Annotated in this window: 14 protein-coding genes and 1 pseudogene; 11 read left to right on the top strand and 4 right to left on the bottom strand. The window is 67.2% G+C overall.

The genetic code is table 11. The features are described 5' to 3' along the window. The first annotated feature begins 10 nt into the window (after nucleotides 1-10). The 10 genes and pseudogenes from AB0C62_RS22815 (at nucleotide 11) to AB0C62_RS22770 (ending at nucleotide 11,949) form a co-directional block, all read left to right on the top strand. The gene (locus tag AB0C62_RS22815) at nucleotides 11-2,446 is read left to right on the top strand and encodes a glycoside hydrolase domain-containing protein (protein ID WP_362975826.1); all 2,436 of its coding nucleotides are present in this window, start codon (nucleotides 11-13) and stop codon (nucleotides 2,444-2,446) included. A 3-nt stretch (nucleotides 2,447-2,449) separates the two neighbouring features. Further along, nucleotides 2,450-2,872, top strand: a complete 423-nt coding sequence (locus tag AB0C62_RS22810) for a hypothetical protein (RefSeq protein ID WP_362975824.1) — start codon at nucleotides 2,450-2,452, stop codon at nucleotides 2,870-2,872. Continuing rightward, complete coding sequence (locus AB0C62_RS22805) at nucleotides 2,869-3,531, top strand: hypothetical protein (protein WP_362975822.1); 663 nt, start codon at nucleotides 2,869-2,871, stop codon at nucleotides 3,529-3,531. The genes AB0C62_RS22810 and AB0C62_RS22805 overlap by 4 nt, the downstream gene beginning before the upstream one ends. A 244-nt stretch (nucleotides 3,532-3,775) precedes the next feature. Then, on the top strand, nucleotides 3,776-4,111 hold the full coding sequence (locus tag AB0C62_RS22800; RefSeq protein WP_362975821.1) for a CATRA system-associated protein: 336 nt from the start codon (nucleotides 3,776-3,778) through the stop codon (nucleotides 4,109-4,111). A 111-nt stretch (nucleotides 4,112-4,222) separates the two neighbouring features. Then, nucleotides 4,223-5,752, top strand: coding sequence for a CATRA conflict system CASPASE/TPR repeat-associated protein (locus tag AB0C62_RS22795; protein ID WP_362975819.1), 1,530 nt, complete (start codon nucleotides 4,223-4,225; stop codon nucleotides 5,750-5,752). 89 nt (nucleotides 5,753-5,841) lie between these two features. After that, nucleotides 5,842-8,571, top strand: a complete 2,730-nt coding sequence (locus AB0C62_RS22790) for a CHAT domain-containing protein (RefSeq protein ID WP_362975817.1) — start codon at nucleotides 5,842-5,844, stop codon at nucleotides 8,569-8,571. Nucleotides 8,572-8,633: 62 nt separating this feature from the next. Beyond that, nucleotides 8,634-9,383 carry an NUDIX hydrolase gene (locus tag AB0C62_RS22785; protein WP_362975815.1) on the top strand — a complete coding sequence of 250 codons (750 nt, stop codon included), beginning with the start codon at nucleotides 8,634-8,636 and terminating at the stop codon, nucleotides 9,381-9,383. Between the two features lie 329 nt (nucleotides 9,384-9,712). Then, the gene (gene rsgA / locus AB0C62_RS22780) at nucleotides 9,713-10,789 is read left to right on the top strand and encodes a ribosome small subunit-dependent GTPase A (protein WP_362975978.1); all 1,077 of its coding nucleotides are present in this window, start codon (nucleotides 9,713-9,715) and stop codon (nucleotides 10,787-10,789) included. Nucleotides 10,790-10,991: 202 nt separating this feature from the next. Then, nucleotides 10,992-11,468, top strand: a pseudogene (locus tag AB0C62_RS22775) (Ada metal-binding domain-containing protein); the annotation flags it as partial. Nucleotides 11,469-11,619: 151 nt separating this feature from the next. Then, entirely contained in the window at nucleotides 11,620-11,949 is a 330-nt protein-coding gene (locus tag AB0C62_RS22770) for a hypothetical protein (protein WP_362975813.1), read from the top strand. Nucleotides 11,950-11,956: 7 nt separating this feature from the next. Here AB0C62_RS22770 and AB0C62_RS22765 read toward each other — a convergent pair whose 3' ends face one another. Both AB0C62_RS22765 and AB0C62_RS22760 read right to left on the bottom strand, forming a co-directional pair. Then, entirely contained in the window at nucleotides 11,957-12,190 is a 234-nt protein-coding gene (locus AB0C62_RS22765) for a GntR family transcriptional regulator (RefSeq protein WP_362975811.1), read from the bottom strand. A 572-nt stretch (nucleotides 12,191-12,762) separates the two neighbouring features. Further along, complete coding sequence (locus AB0C62_RS22760; protein WP_362975809.1) at nucleotides 12,763-13,485, bottom strand: hypothetical protein; 723 nt, start codon at nucleotides 13,483-13,485, stop codon at nucleotides 12,763-12,765. A 1,488-nt stretch (nucleotides 13,486-14,973) separates the two neighbouring features. Here AB0C62_RS22760 and AB0C62_RS22755 point away from each other — a divergent pair. Next, nucleotides 14,974-15,246 (top strand): hypothetical protein, encoded by a 273-nt coding sequence (locus AB0C62_RS22755; protein ID WP_362975807.1) that lies wholly within the window; start codon nucleotides 14,974-14,976, stop codon nucleotides 15,244-15,246. Here AB0C62_RS22755 and AB0C62_RS22750 read toward each other — a convergent pair. Both AB0C62_RS22750 and AB0C62_RS22745 read right to left on the bottom strand, forming a co-directional pair. Next, nucleotides 15,239-15,643, bottom strand: a complete 405-nt coding sequence (locus AB0C62_RS22750; protein ID WP_362975805.1) for a deaminase — start codon at nucleotides 15,641-15,643, stop codon at nucleotides 15,239-15,241. The genes AB0C62_RS22755 and AB0C62_RS22750 overlap by 8 nt on opposite strands. Beyond that, nucleotides 15,636-15,908: a hypothetical protein gene (locus AB0C62_RS22745; protein ID WP_362975803.1), complete on the bottom strand. Its 273-nt coding sequence runs from the start codon at nucleotides 15,906-15,908 to the stop codon at nucleotides 15,636-15,638. Before AB0C62_RS22745 ends, AB0C62_RS22750 begins: the two co-directional genes overlap by 8 nt. Nucleotides 15,909-16,054 lie beyond the last annotated feature (146 nt).

Genomic DNA, 16,054 nt, shown 5'->3' with positions numbered 1-16,054 from the left:
AGGAAAAGACTTGGCAGACGAGAAAGTCCTCGAAGCGCAGAAATGGGTGAACTCCACCTACGGCACCGTGGCCGGATATGTTCCGTGTCCGGAAGACGGCCACACCGGCTGGGGCACCATGAACTCCCTGATCATGGGACTTCAGCACGAACTCGGCATCAGTCCGGTGGTCGCCAGTTTCGGCCCCGGGACGATGTCCAAAATGCAGGCGCTCGGCGATATCGGATTCGGCTGGGACGCGAACCGCAACATCGTCGCCATCCTCGAACACGGCCTGTTCTGCAAGGGCTACTGGGCCGTCGAGCCGGACAGTTACGGCTGGTTCACCGGCGTCACCCGCGAAGCGGTGAAGAGCCTGCGGTCCAACATGGGCATCCCCGAGGGCGACGGTGTCATCAACGCCAAGATCGCCAAGTGCATCCTCAACATGGACGCCTACGTCGTCGTCGCGGGTGGCACCGACAAGATCCGAGGCATCCAGCGGTGGCTCAACGGCGGTTACTGGCAGAAGGACGCCTACAGCATCGGCCCCTGCGACGGGATCTACTCCCGCGACGTGCAGAAGGCCCTCATGATCGCCCTCCAGTACGAACTCGGACTCAGCCCCACCGGCAACTTCGGCCCGGGCACCCAGGCCGGCCTGAAGTCGCACACCCTCACCGAGGGCAACTCCGGCATCTTCGTCCAGCTCTTCACGGCCGCCTGCGTCTTCAACGAGCCGGTCATCCTGCACGGCCAGGACGACCAGGAGGTCCGCACCACCTTCAAGGACAGCTTCGACTCCAAGACCAAGGAGTTCGTCCAGATCTTCCAGAAGTTCTCGCAGCTCCCCGAGACCGGTCTCGGGGACTACCAGACGTGGTCCCAGCTCCTCGTCTCCATGGGCGACCCGGACCGCGAGGCCCACGGCAGCGACACGCGCTACGAGATAACCGCCTCGCGCGCCAGATGGCTCTACGACAACGGCTTCCGCATCGTCGGCCGCTACCTGTACGACCCCCCGGGCTCCACGCTCGACAAGGAGATCAAACCCGGCGAACTCAAGACCATCTTCGACGCCGGCCTGCGCGTCTTCCCCATCTACCAGGACAACGCGCGCCAGTTGTCGGACTTCACCTACACGGCCGGGTACCAGCACGCGCTGAACGCCCACGCGCTGGCGAGCGGTTACGGCTTCAACCGCGGCACCACCATCTACTTCGCCTGCGACTACGACGCCACGCAGGAGGCGATCGACGGCTATCCGCAGGGCATCGTCACGTACTTCAACGGCGTGGTGGCGGGCCTCGCCGGCCAGGGCAAGAAGTACCTCCACGGCGTCTACGGATCCCGCAACGTCTGTACCAACGTCACCGAGAAGACCCTCGCCCGGTACTCCTTCGTCTCCGGCATGTCCTACGGCTTCTCCGGCAACCTCGGCTTCCCCCTGCCGGACAACTGGTCCATGAACCAGATCAAGGAGTTCAAGGTCACCAACGGGTCCGACACCTTCGACCTGGACCGCGACGTCTGGCGCACCGGAAGCGACCCGGGCACCAACTCCGTGAACAGCACGGCCGGTCCGGCGGACGGCTTCATCGCGTACGTCGAGAAGCTCTACGGCATGGCCGTCGCGTACGGGCACGACAAGAACGCCAGCCAGCTCGTCATGGAGTACATCCGCCACGAGAAGTACGCGGGCATGGCCTGGTGGTGGCTCGCCGGCAGCTTCGACTCCGGCTTCGTCGACTACTGCAACACCCGGGGCATGTCCGTGATGGACAGCTTCAAGGACCCCATCTCCGGCTACGACCTCGACGCCACGCACCTGATGGCCACCGCCAACGGCTTCCTCGTCAACTCCGACCCCAGCGACAAGAAGTCCGCGACCGGCGGCGACATCGCCGGCTGGGGCGGCGACATCATGACCTTCTACGCCGACTGGCGGAACTCCGAGGAGCAGTACGCCTCCGGACACGCCTTCTGCGACGCCAAGCTCGCCAAACCGGCCGTCGTCTCCAGCTTCGGCTTCACCGACATGGTCGAGGACGCCGACGGATACCTGCTGGCCAAGGCCGTCACGGGCGGCCAGAACATCGTCGACTGGGTCAAGGCCCAGTACAACGGAGGCGGCGGGCTGCGCCGGTTCCGCAACAACTACGACACCCGCTGGCAGAACGGCGGGAACTGCTACCAGTCCTGCTGGAACATCCTCACGGCCGCCGACGACGTCACCGTCGACCTCGCCCGCAAGAAGCTCATCATGGCCTCCGGTGCCATGCTGCCGTCCGTGATGATCAATCTTCCCGGCGGCGGCGACAAGCTCGACGCGTTCGTCCTCGGCTTCAGCGACCGCATGCTCGCCCTCGTCGGCCTGGAGAACAGCCTGGCCGCCACGTACAAGAGCAACCTGCGGAAGTACCTCAAGGCCGCCGGGCAGCGAGCTGCCGCACGAGCCGGCCACTGATCGATGGGCGTCATCGCGAACTTCCTCCTCCTCGCCGTTCCCGTCCTGATCGTGCTGGGACTGTGGAGCCGGCCCCTCCTCACCGGCCGGTGGAAGACACCCGGCTGGTTCCTCGTGACAGCGGGGCTCTGTCTCGTCGCCATGCTCGTCACCTGGATCGTCGGAGCCCTCGCCGGTTCCTCGATGGACGCCGAGGAGTCCTGTCACGCGGCCGGCACCACCTACGACCGCGCCTACCGCTCCGTCCACTGGCAGGAGCCCTCGCGATGGTTCCCCCTGCACAACAAGTGCAACGCTGGCTTCGACCTCGTCCCGGTATGGGTCAACCCGGCCCTGGTGGTCCTGCCCCTGCTGGCCGTCACCTTCCTGGGCCTGGCCGTTCGGCTGGCCGTCGTCAACCAACGCACCGAGAAGGGCACAGCGTGAACGAGCTGACCAGGCGCCACTTCGTGGGCGCCGCCGCCGGGTTCGCCGGAGCCGCCGCGATCGGGTCACTGGGGGCGGCCCCCGCCTCCGCAGCCCCCCGCCGGACGGACTGGGCGGGGAGCCGCTCCGCCAACGGCTGGGAGATCCTGCCCGAGGCGGAGAGCTTCCGCATCGAGGGCAGCGACCGGTCCGTCCACCTCGCCGGAGGAACGGCCGCGACCCTGCTCCTGCACGTCGCACGACGCTTCCACTACGAGATCGACCAGCTTCGGGACGGCGACGTCCGGGGCCACCGCACCTCGCGTCGCGTCCAGGACCCCCACGAGTCGAACTACCTGTCCGGCACGGCCATCGAGATCAGACCCCAGGCCTACCCGCTCGGTGCCAAGGGCGGCTTCTATCCGCAGGAACTGGTCGTCATCCGCGACGTCCTCGCCGAACTGGACGGCGCCGTGGCGTGGGGCGGCGACTTCGCGACGCCCAAGGAGTCCCACTTCGAGGTCGCGCACGAGCCCGGTCACCCCAAGGTGAAGGGGGTCGCCCGGAAGATCGACGGCTGGAACTCCGGCCCCGGCAACGAGGGCGCGGGCGCCACCGACGCCTTCGACCCCGCCCGCCGCCGACGCGCCACGTCCTTCGCCCACCGCACCGCTTCCTAGGCCCCGCGGCGGAACGCGGGCCGTCCGTCGGCGCGAGGTCTCGCAGCGACGGACGGTTCGGTCGGTGGCCCGGTGCCCACTCGGTGCCGCTCTGCCTTGTGCACTCGGCCCAAAGGTTGGAAAATCAGCCGGCGAACCCAGGAACACCTTCCGTCACACGCAAGGCTGGGCTTCGCATACGGGGCGGATGCGGGGAATCCGTGGGCGTGGGTGTGCGGTCGGCGGTGCTCGGGGGAGGACTTTCATGGAGTTACGACAGATCCTTGCGCGTCTGCGGGAGATCGAGGACTGGTCGCTCACCGCGGAGGAATGGCGCGCCGTGGGCGATGTGCTGAACAGGCTCGAGTCCGTGCTCCCCGAAGGGGACGATGCCGAGACTCTTCACGTGCTGGCCCTCCTGGAGCCGTTGGACCGAGAAGGGGCACGTCGTGCGCAGGCCCGGTTGGGCGCGGGGCGCACACCCATCCCGGCACAACAGCGCGAGCAGCGGAATCACCTGGTCGCACGGCTCACGGCCGACCTGAGCGGTCCCGAGGACCGCTCCCGGGAAGGCCGGAACCCCCAAGGGGAGACGGCGTGAACCGACCGTAGCCGAACCGCTTGTCCGCGGTCGGACGAGTAGGAACGCGCATCGAAGAAGGCTCGGTACTCCTTGACAGCCCCTCGGGGTTCCGGAAGCAGGTCGCACAGTATGAACGGAATCACCAAGCCGGCCTTACTCGTCATGGCGTTCGCGCCCGCCGAATCCGAGATCGACAGCAACGCGCGCGAATACCTCGCCTGTCTGTGGCGAGCATGCCGTTCACTGGGCATGCGTGAGCCGGTTGCCGGGACCTCCGTGCCCGCGGACCATATCGACTTCGGCCTGGCACCCCCGGTCGCCCCCCGATTCACCTTGCTGGCGGCCGCACAGCGGACGGGCGACGACTCGGTCTATTCCGCCTTCGCCTTCGCCGACCACGATGTCGTCGGCCTCGTCGCCCTGCTGGCACCCAACGACTCGTCCAGAGGCCTCACCCAGTGGGCCGATCTCGACGCCCAGTGGAGCGGAGCGGTGGCCGCTGCCGGCGGACCGCCCCAACCCCAGGGTCTGTTGGGGGAGTTCCGCGTGTTCGAGGCCCTGCACGGCCGGGGGCTCGCACGCCGCGACCGCGCGATGTGCGAGCTCGTCCGTCGGCATGCTCCCCGGGCCGGCACCGAACCCTGGTGGGCCGGCTTCGACCGCACGGAGCACGGTTTCGCCGTGTGGAGGTCCACCGAGACCGGCGAACCCGAGGATGCCACCGACCTCTACGTTCTCGCACCGGCCCGGCACGAGGCAGACCTCGACGAGTGGGCCTGGGCCACCGACGGCCGACACGGGCTGATGCCGCTCACACGCTATTTGCTCCAGCTCTCGAAGATCCAGTACCAAGGACGGCTGTACGCGTCCTCGGAGCCGTCGCGCGCGCAGATATCGGAGAGCGACGAGCGGACGACGGCGCTCCTGCGGGAGTTGGACTCCGCGACCCGACGTCCCGCGCCCCTCGAGCGCCTGCTGAAGACGTCGCACCTGCTGGACGAGACCCAGTTCGGGCCCCAGGGACTGCTGTGGACCATCACGCGCCAGCGTCAGCTGAGCCGCAGTGTCTCCACCGCCGTCGCCAACATGCGTCTGCACACCCCCGACTTACGCAGGCACGGCAGGGGAGTCTCCTGGACCGTGACGGACCTCGCCGACGCCGAATGGCTCATCAAGCAGGTGGACGAGGACCGGCTGCATCTGGAAGCCGCGCGCGAACGGGCGGACAGCGTGCGCGCCGCGGTCTCGGTACTGGTGGAGCGTGAACTGGTCAGCCACCGCGGCTGGCTGACGCTGATTCAGACCTCCATTCTGGGCTCGCTCCTCACCGCGCTGACGGCAGTGCAGACCATGAACTACAAGGTGCCGATACGCAAGTCCCTCGAGTCCCCGGTCATCGTCGCCGTGGCAGCCCTTGCCCTCGCCCTGCCCCTGGCCACACTGCGCTGGGCGGGCGTCGCGCCGACGACGTCCCGCTACCGATGGCTCGACTCGGGCGTCGCGGGGCTGTTCGGTGCCGCCCTGGGGTGGCTGGCCGTCACTTGCTGGGCGCTGGGCCGGGGAGGAGGGCCTCCCGCCGTCGCGTGGTCGCTCTCGGGCGCCGTCGTGGCCGGTCTGATCGCTTTCGTGGGGACACACCTCCTGACTCGGCCGCGCTAGTCCACTCGCTGTCCCCTCCGCTCCGCGCGCCGCTCGAGTCCCCGCGGTGCCGGAGCGATGAATCCGACGGAATCAGAGGAGTTCTCCCCATGCGCCAGCACGACGGGCGGCACCCGCAGGACCCCGGCTCCGCGATCAGGGCCTTCGTCGAGGCACTGGACGTCGAGGATCTGATCATGCGGTTCGACATCGACTTCGATGCCCCGATGCGCCAGGCGGACGCCATCGGCATGTTACGAATGGCGCGAGCGCACACCAAGGAGCCGCAGGCCGGTGCCCGAGGCATCGCACGGAGAGTCGGCGCCCACTGGTGCGAAATCGTCCAGGCGGACCTCGGCTACGAGTTGCTCGCGGGGCTGCAGCTGATCGAGGCGTCACGGCCGGACGCCGAGCGGCTGTCGGCGTGGCTGACCGAGGGCACCGCCGACCCCGAGGACCCCTTCCCCGCCTACGCCCTCGCCCGGTGGCACGACGGAGTGGGCAGGATCCGCTACCGCCTGGGGAGTTACACCGCCTCCCGGCGTGACTTCGGTACCGCGGTGCGGGTGGCCGAGTCGGCCCGACTGTGGTGGGCGCTGCCCGACCTGCTCAGCAACTACACCCGCGCCGAGTTCGAGGAACGTGAGCAGGCGGCGCGTGAGAAGGACGACGGCAGGACCGGAGGGCGAGACGTCGACGCGATGGTCGCTCCGATGCAGCGGAGACACGACCAACTCGTCGAGCAGGCGAACGAGCACGGTGTCGACATCCATGCCGTTCCGCATCAGGAAACGCCTCTCAGGAAAAGGGAGTTCCTCCGCGGCTACTCCAATGCCCTCCACAACCTCGCCACCGCTCTGCGTCAGGCTGGGGACAAGGAGCAGTCACTGCGCGTCACCGCGCGCGCCAAGGCCATCTCGGAGGGGCTGAACGACACGTACCGCACGACGCAGTCGCTCCTGAACGAGGCCTTCTGCGGAGACGACCCCGAGAGGAGCTTCGCGACCCTGCGCGATCTGGGTCATGGCCGCGAGGAGTACGCGGGACCGGGGTGGGAGCGCGGACGGCGGATCGCCCGCCAGAACCTCGCCCGGCTCGCCGGCGGCCCCGACGGCCTGGCCGATCTGGGGAACCTTCTCGACGAGTTGGAGGACGACGTCGTCGGTACGGGCCGACGCGCCGGGCTGGACGTCGACTTCTACGCCTACACCGTGCGCTACTACCGGGAGACGGCTGCCGCCCTCCCTGCGGCCGATCGTCCACGGGACGTCCTGGACCGCCGACTGAGGATGGCGGAGTCGGTGCGCGAAGCCATCGCCCTCCCCGTGTACAAGCGCGCCTACGCCAACCACGTGAGGCCCGCGTATCTGCGCGCCATCGGTGCGCAGATGGCACGGGGCGGCCACCGGCAGGAGGACCTGGAGAAGATCGTCTCCCTGGTGGAGGAGTCCTCGGGCCGGGAACTCCTGGACCTGCTCGCGTCGTCCCGCCCACCCGTCCTCGGCCGCCCCGTACATCCGCTGCCCACCGCTCCGGAAGGATCCCGGGCCGAAAAGGGTTCCCCGGAGGGTCGTCGGACGCCTCTGCGCACACAGAGATCCGCCGAGGCGACGGAGGGGAGGGAGTGGAGGGAACTCCTCATCGAGCGCGAGCAGCAGTACGAGGAGCACTTCCTCCAGCACCCGCTGACATCGGCGACCCACGACGACGACATCGCCCATCAGTTGGTCCAGTACACCCTCAACCACGAGGGCTCGTGTGTCGTGCGGTACTTCCGCTTCGGTACGTCGGATGCGGCCCTGGAGGGCGAGGAGGCCACCGAGCCCGACTCGCTCGGCATCGTGGTCTGCCGGGACGGGGTGCTCACGCTGCTGCCCTCCGTTCCGTACACGGACGTGGCCGAACTCGCGCGCCAGGTCTTCGAGGACCTCGCGGATCCGGCGTTTCCGGTACCGAAGGAGGAAACCTGCCGGCGCATCTGGAACCTGCTGGTCGGGCCGGTGTGGGAGAGCGCCACCAAGGGAGGGCCGCCGAGCCATCTCACCCTGATCCCGACCGACGACATCTTCGCGATCCCCCTGCATGTCGCCACCGCGCCGGGGGACGACCGGCCGCTCGCTGCCCGGGTTCCGCTGTCGCACTCGGTGAGTGTGGCCGCCTTCGTCACGCGTGGCCGCCATCTGCTCAAGAAGCAACTCATGGAGCACGACGACGACCTGGCCGCGCTGCTGTCCACCGACGCACAGGCGACGGGCGACGAGATCGTCGATGTCGGCTGGACGGCGACGCACGTCCACGTGGCCGGAGAGGTCCCCGACGCCCTCGTGGGCAAGGTCGCGGGCGCCTTCACCGCCGACTGGGACGGTCTTGAGCAACTGGTCGCGGTGAAGCCGGAGTTCTTCGTGTACGCCGGGCACGGGGTGTATGTGGACGAACCTGAGGTCTCCGGCCCGCTGATCTATCTGGGAAAGACGGACATGCTGTCGCAGTTCGACCTCGCGTTGCGCGTCAGCCTGCCGAGGAACAAGCTCACCGTGCTCGGCGCCTGTCTGGCCGGACAGGGGATGCGGTCCGACGGCGGTGACGTCCTCGGATTCATGCGGTCGCTGATCATCAGCGGTGCCGGTGCCATAGGCGTGCCGCTGTGGTCCGTCCGCAACTCGGCGATGGTGGCGACGGTGAGTGCCCTGCTGCGCGAGAGCAGAGCGGCGCTCGGACCCTCGGCCACCGGTGTCTTCGACGTCGTGCAGACCCTGCACGACCACTACCGGGAGAGTATCGAGACGTACACGTCGGTGGAGGCCCGAGTCGATCGGCTCCCCATCGCGCTGTATCTATGATCCGGTCGCGCTCGTCCCGTCCCGGCGGCGACACCGACATCGCGCACAGATTGAGGAGAGCCATGGGCGCACACGACCCGGCCGACGTTAAGCAGGCCGCACTCACCGACTACGAGGCGCTGCGTCAGCACCGCCCGGAGCTGTTCGTGAACCCCTCCGGCGCGGCTTTCGAAATCCTCTTCGACCGCGCAGACCAGGATCGGGCGGCTGACGCCATGTCACGGCTGGCCGTCGCGGCCGGTCTGCCCGAGAGCGTCGGACACATCGGCGTCGTCTATCGCGACGCCTACTTCTGCCTGGTACGTGACGCCGTACGGTTCGCGAACGGCCGACTGGGGACGTACATCCGTATCCTGCCCGCGTCCGCGTCGGGAGGAGCCGCGGTTCTTCCCCTGCTCGCCGACGGACGTGTCGTCCTGCTGCGTCACTTCCGCCACGCGAGCCGGGAATGGCACTGGGAGATCCCCCGTGGCTTCGGTGCTCCGGGGGAGGACGGCGCCGGTACGGCCGCGCGGGAACTTCAGGAGGAACTGGGCGTCCACGTCGTGGACTTCACCTATCTCGGCGCGCTCTCTCCCGACACCGGCCTGCGTGCGGGCGTGGACCACCTGTACCTCGCGCACGTGGGGACGGACCAGGTGGCCGACGAGCCGACCGGGGACGCCCGGGCGGAGGGAATCCAGGCATACCGGGCCGTATCGCAACAGGAGTTCCGAACGATGGTCGCGGACCGGCACATCTCCGACGCGTACACCCTGTCCGCATACGCGCTGGCCCTGGCCCAGGGCGTGCTGAAGGCCGACCTGGGCTGACCGGCCCGCCCGGGAGACCCCGCAGTCCGGGGGCAGTGGCCTCTGTCCGTAATTCGATGGCGCCGTCGCCGAGGGGTCTCTAGAGTGGGGCCCGTTGGCGCGGCGACGGGGTTCGTTGTCGCAGGTGACCTGGATTGTGCACTGGGAGGTGTGACCGATGGCTGTCATTGAGATGGGCGCTGCCCGCATCCAGAAGTTCATCAAGTCCACCTCCGTGGCCGCCGGCTGACCTTCCTCTTCCTTCGCGCCGTAGTGCGCGTCGCCGGGGCCGCCCTTGTGAAGGGTCTCCCTTGACTTCCAGCTCCGCCCTCCCGACCTCGTTCGCGTCCCTGGACCTCTCCCCGCTCGTGTCCTACGGCTGGGACGACGCCTGGGCCGACGAGTTCGCTCCCTACCTCTCCGAAGGTCTCGTCGCCGGGCGCGTGATCCGCGTCGACCGCGGTCAGTGCGACGTGGCCACCGCCGACGGGGTCATCCGCGCGGACACCGCGTTCGTGACACCGCACGACCCGATGCGGGTCGTGTGCACCGGCGACTGGGTCGCCGTCGAACCCTCGGGCCACCCCCGCTACGTACGGGCGTATCTGCCGCGCCGTACCGCATTCGTACGCTCCACCTCCTCCAAGCGGTCCGAGGGGCAGATCCTCGCCGCCAACGTCGACCACGCGGTCGTCGCCGTCTCGCTCGCCGTCGAACTCGACCTCGGGCGGGTCGAACGCTTCCTGGCCCTGGCCTGGGAGTCCGGCGCGCAGCCCGTGGTCGTCCTCACCAAGGCCGACCTCGTGCCCGATCCGGCGACGCTCGGCCACCTCGTCCAGGACGTGGAGACCGCGGCACCGGGCGTGCCCGTGCTCACCGCCAGCTCCGCGACCGGCGAGGGACTCGACGTCCTCGAAGCCGTGCTCGCCGGAGGGACCGCGGTCCTGCTCGGCCAGTCCGGCGCCGGCAAGTCCACCCTCGCCAACGCCCTGCTGGGCGCGGACGTGATGGAGGTCCAGGCCACCCGCGACATGGACGGCAAGGGCCGGCACACCACCACGACCCGCAACCTCCTCGTCCTGCCGGGCGGCGGCGTCCTCATCGACACCCCGGGACTGCGCGGTGTCGGCCTCTGGGACGCCGAGACAGGCGTCGGCCAGGTGTTCGCCGAGATCGAGGAGTTCGCCGCCGACTGCCGCTTCCAGGACTGCGCCCACGTCGCCGAACCCGGCTGCGCGGTGCTGGAGGCCGTCGACTCCGGCGCACTGCCGGAACGACGGCTCGACAGCTACCGCAAGCTGATCCGGGAGAACCAGCGGATCGTCGCCAAGACGGACGCCCGCGTCCGCGCCGAGATCCGCCGGGACTGGAAGCGCAAGGGTGCGGAAGGCCGCGCCGCCATGGAGGCCAAGCGGGGCCGCTGGTAGCTCTGCCCCGCGAAGGGGCCGGGGGTCCCGGCTCTCCGCCCGTTCACCGGTCCGGCCGGGGTGCGGCGACGGCCCGTCCGTCGCTCCGCCCCGGCCGGCCGTGGTCGCCGCCCCGCCGGGCCCGGTTCCTCCACCGGGCCCGTAACGTGGTGTCCGATTCCCGCCAGCCGCGCTGTCCGTTCCGGGCCACACTGGAAGGGTGATCGACGAGGACACCAGGTACGAGGCCGTACGCAGCCGGGACGCCCGCTTCGACGGGGAGTTCTTCTTCGCCGTGCGGACGACCGGCATCTACTGCAGGCCCAGCTGCCCCGCGGTGACGCCGAAGCGGCAGAACGTCCGCTTCTACGCGACGGCCGCCGCCGCGCAGGGCTCCGGCTTCCGGGCCTGCCGCCGGTGCCGCCCGGACGCCGTGCCCGGTTCCGCGGCATGGAACGTACGCGCCGATGTCGTCGGCCGCGCCATGCGCCTGATCGGTGACGGCGTGGTGGACCGCGAGGGCGTCGGCGGGCTCGCCGCACGCCTCGGTTACAGCGCCCGCCAGGTGCAGCGCCAGCTCACCGCCGAGGTCGGGGCGGGCCCGGTCGCCCTCGCTCGGGCCCAGCGGGCGCACACCGCGCGGATCCTCCTCCAGACCACCGGCCTCCCCATCACCCAGATCGCCTTCGCGGCCGGGTTTCCGAAGGGACGGAACTAACAGTTCTAGCATGTCCAACGTGTCCGGGTCAGTCCGTTTCCGCAGAAAGATCGTGCCCGTTCAACGCCGTTCTAGCCACCTGGTATCCGTAGCGTGGACGTCACCGACACAGCGCGATTGATGGGGAGTCGTCATGCCTGAAAACGTCCGCCGGCTTCCGTGGACTGGGCCGAATGGCGAAGCGGAGTTTGCAGCGCCGGGGGAAGTGGACGGCTTCGCAGATCAGGAAGAAGCCCACATGCTCAGCACAGCGCGCAATGATGCCCGGTACGCGTTGGCCATGGTTGACCGCCCGGACGTTTCGCGTGACGACCTTCGCAAGATTGTGCGCGCGTTGGTTGATCACGTTGTGTGCGTCGGGCGAGTGGCGGACATGCGCGAAGAGCGCCTGAACGACCCTTCGTACGGTCCGGCGGTGCGCGCCATTGAAGGCGCGTTGCGGAAGGCGCTTCCCACCCGCTGACTCGTCCCTACGCCTGCCGCTTCACATACGACCCCATGCCGGGTTCGGTCCGGATCAACCCGTCTTCGCGGAGCCGGCGATACACCTTCTGAGCCGTCGCGTTGGCTACGCCGAACTCACCCTGAAGTTCCAGCGTGGTCGGAATCCTCGTGTCCGGCGCGTACGTGCCGTCAGCAATCCGGGCGCTGAGAATTTCGAAAATCTGTACCCACTTCGGGCGTGAGTCGTCAAGATCACCCATGCTTCTCACCGTAGGTACCTATTGCGCGCCAGTCGACCGATAGGTATCTATGGCGCGCTATGGCGAAGGGTGGCGGACCGCGCTACTGTGACGAAACGACGAAACCCCCGAACCGTGCGACCGGTCCGGGGGTAATGGGCAACACGATGGAGCGTGTCACCGTGCAACAGACTAGTCAGGTACTGGACGAAGCACAGCCCGCCCGGGGCTGCAATGTGTGTAGCGCCCTTGTCAGGGAGCGTGAAGCCGCGCGGAAGGGTCACGACATGTCCCGCGTCACGGACTGCAACGTTGAGATCCGACGCCACCCGCACGGGACGAACCGATGAGCGCGCCGCAGTACCTTCAGACGGCTTACGCGTCGTGGCTGAAGCACGCGGACCACTGCCACATGTGCGCCCATGCCCCGAAGGCGACCAGCGGTTGCCCATACGGTCAAAAACTTTGGCGGAAGTATCGCGCTACCCGCTGAAGATTGAAGCCCCGTACGCCGACACGTACGGGGCTTCTCTCATGGGCACGCAGAAAGCCCCGCACCAACCGCCGGGAAGGCAGTCAGCACGGGGCTTCTGTCAGATGCTCAGCGCAGCGTCGAACTCTTTGAACTTCCGGCGAACGGTTGCCGGGTGACGTCCAGCGGCGGCAGCGACTTCAACCGGGTTCAGCTTGTGCCGCCAACCTTCCTCAATGATGCGGTCCGCCTCAGCGTTGGGCAGGCGCTCATGGGTGACGACCGGCGCCGGCTCATACCCACTCGCCTCAAGCCCGCTGTCGTCAGGTGTCTCGTACTCCGCCTCAGGCTCTTCAAGGAACCGTGCGGCAATCGGGTTGTCCCCAGTGATCGGCAGCGTCTCCGGGGCGCTCAGGGCTTCCCGCTCAGCGTCGGCAAGCGCCTTCATGTACACGGGTCCGACTTCGGCCAGAAGCATGACCAACGCCGGAGCGATCAGGTGCACAGCCACGCCGACAGGATCACGGTCGCTCACGCTCAGCCACACGTTCAGGAAGACCGACGCCAACCCGGTGACCCAGCGGAAGGCAACGGGCCAATTCCCCAGCTTCGTCACGCCGTACTTCGCAAGGGTGCTTTCTGCTGACAGCGCCATGATGAAGGCGGCATCAACGATGAGCCCCAGCACCCAGCCGGACCACGCCCATTCGCTGTGAGCGGCAACGAACGGCGTGGTCGTCATGAGGCTGTAAAACACAAGCCCCAGGATCAGGAACCAACGTCCGCCCACAAGCACATGTCGGGTTCTGATGATCGTCCGCGTATCCAACTCCCGTACTCCCATGCGTAGTTGAGAATTTGATCTCTTGCATGGGCGAGTAAGGGAGTCGGTAACTTGCCTACGCCCAATGGTGGTTGGGGCGCTGAGGCTGGGTGTCGTGACGTTGGTCGGTCGGGTAGCTCATGGGCAACATGCCGTCGGGGAGTACCGTTCCTAGCAAGTCGTCCAAAACCTTTCCGTCCTTGTCGCCGTCGCTGAACGGTCCCTTACTTCCGGTCGTGTTGCGTCGGTGCTTCCCATGGTGGTGACCATGCCCATGGTGCTCACCGCGCGCATGGTGCCGCTCATGGTGCTCCGGCTTCGCGTGCTTCGGCTTTGCGGGCTTCGCGGTTGCGTGGTGCTCAGCCGGCGGGGCTTCACTGGGCGCAACGGGCGGCTTCGCGTGCTTCGGCTTGATGAGCGATGGGGCGGGCAGCTCAGTCGCTTTCATGGGCGCTGGGGAACCCTGGGGCAGCGTGTCACCGGTCGTCGGCTCCGGGGTCGGCTCCGCTTCCGGCAGGTTGTCGGGAACGCTGTCAGCCCTGCAATCGGGGTCAGCGTCAGCGTGTGCGTTGAGTGCGACGGCACCCAACATCATGGTGAAAACGGCAGCGGATACGGCAGCGGGCAGCACTAGCCGACGCATTGAAACCCCCCAAAACGGATCTTGTCCAGTTTTAAACTTAATCGGACCATACACCAACCGGATGAACGGCTTCCGCTATGTTGCGTGAACCCATTCACATGCTGTGAACACGTCACCGCTCAGGATGAGTTGCCCTGTTTCGGATGATCGTTTCCACTCAACTCCGGCGACCAAAATGCCCGTATCCTTCCGACGGCCAATGATGCGGAAACCGGCGTATTTCGGAGCCGGCGGAGCGCTCAGGATGCGTGCGACAAGTCGCCCATGCGCCCCCAAAACCGCGTGGAGTTCAGCGCACGCCGTTATGGGTTCGTCGCTCATGGACGTGCCCAGCAGCGCGCACGGAAGCCACGCATGGGCAGCGCTGGACGGCACCCAGACGGACAGTGACAGCGTGAAAGGTGCGGTGTGCATGTGTCGCCCCCCAGTGGCGGAATCTGTGCTTCCCATGTTGCGCTTCCGGTTATACGTACGACTCATCCGACAGGGTTGACCCCTACCAATACCTGAGTCGTACAACCGGTGACTTGTGTCGTTCGTTGGGTGCACGTGTGTAGGTTCTGTGCGCGCCGTCGAACAGGTGACCGACCTTACGCCCGACCACTGACAGACGCCAGACGGGAACGTTTGTTGCCTGAGAGACAACTGAGAGAACGTCAGCAAACGCAGCAAAGCCCCGACCCACCGTGTGTAGGTCGGGGCTTCTTCGTCTTCCGTCAGTGCTTCACCCAGCGGTAAATGTGAGCGTGCCTCATGTTTCCGCTGCACTTCTCGCCACAGCTGACGCACTTCAGTTCGCGTACCTCAACCATTTTTGTGCCCTTCGTCGTCTTCGTCCTTACGTGAGTAGCTTACCACGTACTCACGTGAGTACGTACCCAGAAACCAAAGAATCCCCCAACCCACTCACGGTGAGTAGGTTGGGGGATTCCGGCAGATCAGAAATCGTCGGCGTGCCGTCGCGCGTGCACAAGGTCAACGCCACCGTCGGGGCACTTCGGGCACGGGATCACGTTCAACGTCCGGTACTGCTCTTCGGTCACCTGAACGTCACCGCTGCAAGCGCCGCATTGCATGTGAACCATTTCGTTCTCTCCTTCGTCGTTGCTGACAAGAGAGAATCTATCGTACTCACGTGAGTACGTCAAACTCTGGAGTCACGACGCGACGAATTCCTGAAGCCCGAATCAGCGTCCAGCACGAAGGGCAAGGTTCACGAGTCACGTACAGCGTCGCCCCAGGAAGCTCAGCGGCAGGCGCATGACGAATCGCGTTCCGTTCGGCGTGGTCGGCAACGCAATTGCTGTAGTCCGTGTTCGCTGCGCACTGCGCGTACGTGAGCTGACCGCGCGGACATGCACCCGCTGACATGCACCCAGGAACACCCGCCGGCGCACCGTTGTAACCCGTGCCGCGCACTTCGTTGGAAGCGTTCACAAGCACAGCGCCAACCTGGGAGCGCGTACAGTCCGCACGGCTTGCCGCCCAGGCAGCACCCGCCAAGAAATACGCGTCCCATGAAGGTCGTTCAGACAAGCTCAAGCCCCCGCTTCAGAAGTGCGCGAATCTCTTCGTCCGTCGCTGCGCCCCGATGCTCAGCCAACACGTCGCCGTAAGGGTCGTCGTCGGCGTACACGCGAATGGTCGGGACTACGTCAACGCCGTTGCCGCGCGGGTCGTACGAAGTGACGTCAGCGAACTCAGGCTCAACGTCAGCGTCCCAACACGCGGCGCTGAATGGGCCCATGATCCGGCGCGAAGTCGCGTGCCCGGGAAGCCCCACAAGGACGGCGTTGATCATCGGTCGTCGCGCTCCCAACAAGTCGTGTGCACACGGGGCGAATTCGGCTGTGCCGGCTGAATCGGGGTCGTGTTGCGCTGGGGTGCCTTCGGCGTGGTCGGCTTGTTGAAGTTCGGGCGCGGAGCCGGGGGAGCAACGCGCGGAGC

It is taken from the genome of Streptomyces sp. NPDC048643 (assembly GCF_040650615.1).
In the GTDB taxonomy this organism is placed as follows: domain Bacteria; phylum Actinomycetota; class Actinomycetes; order Streptomycetales; family Streptomycetaceae; genus Streptomyces.
This window is presented reverse-complemented; position numbering and strand designations above follow the sequence as displayed.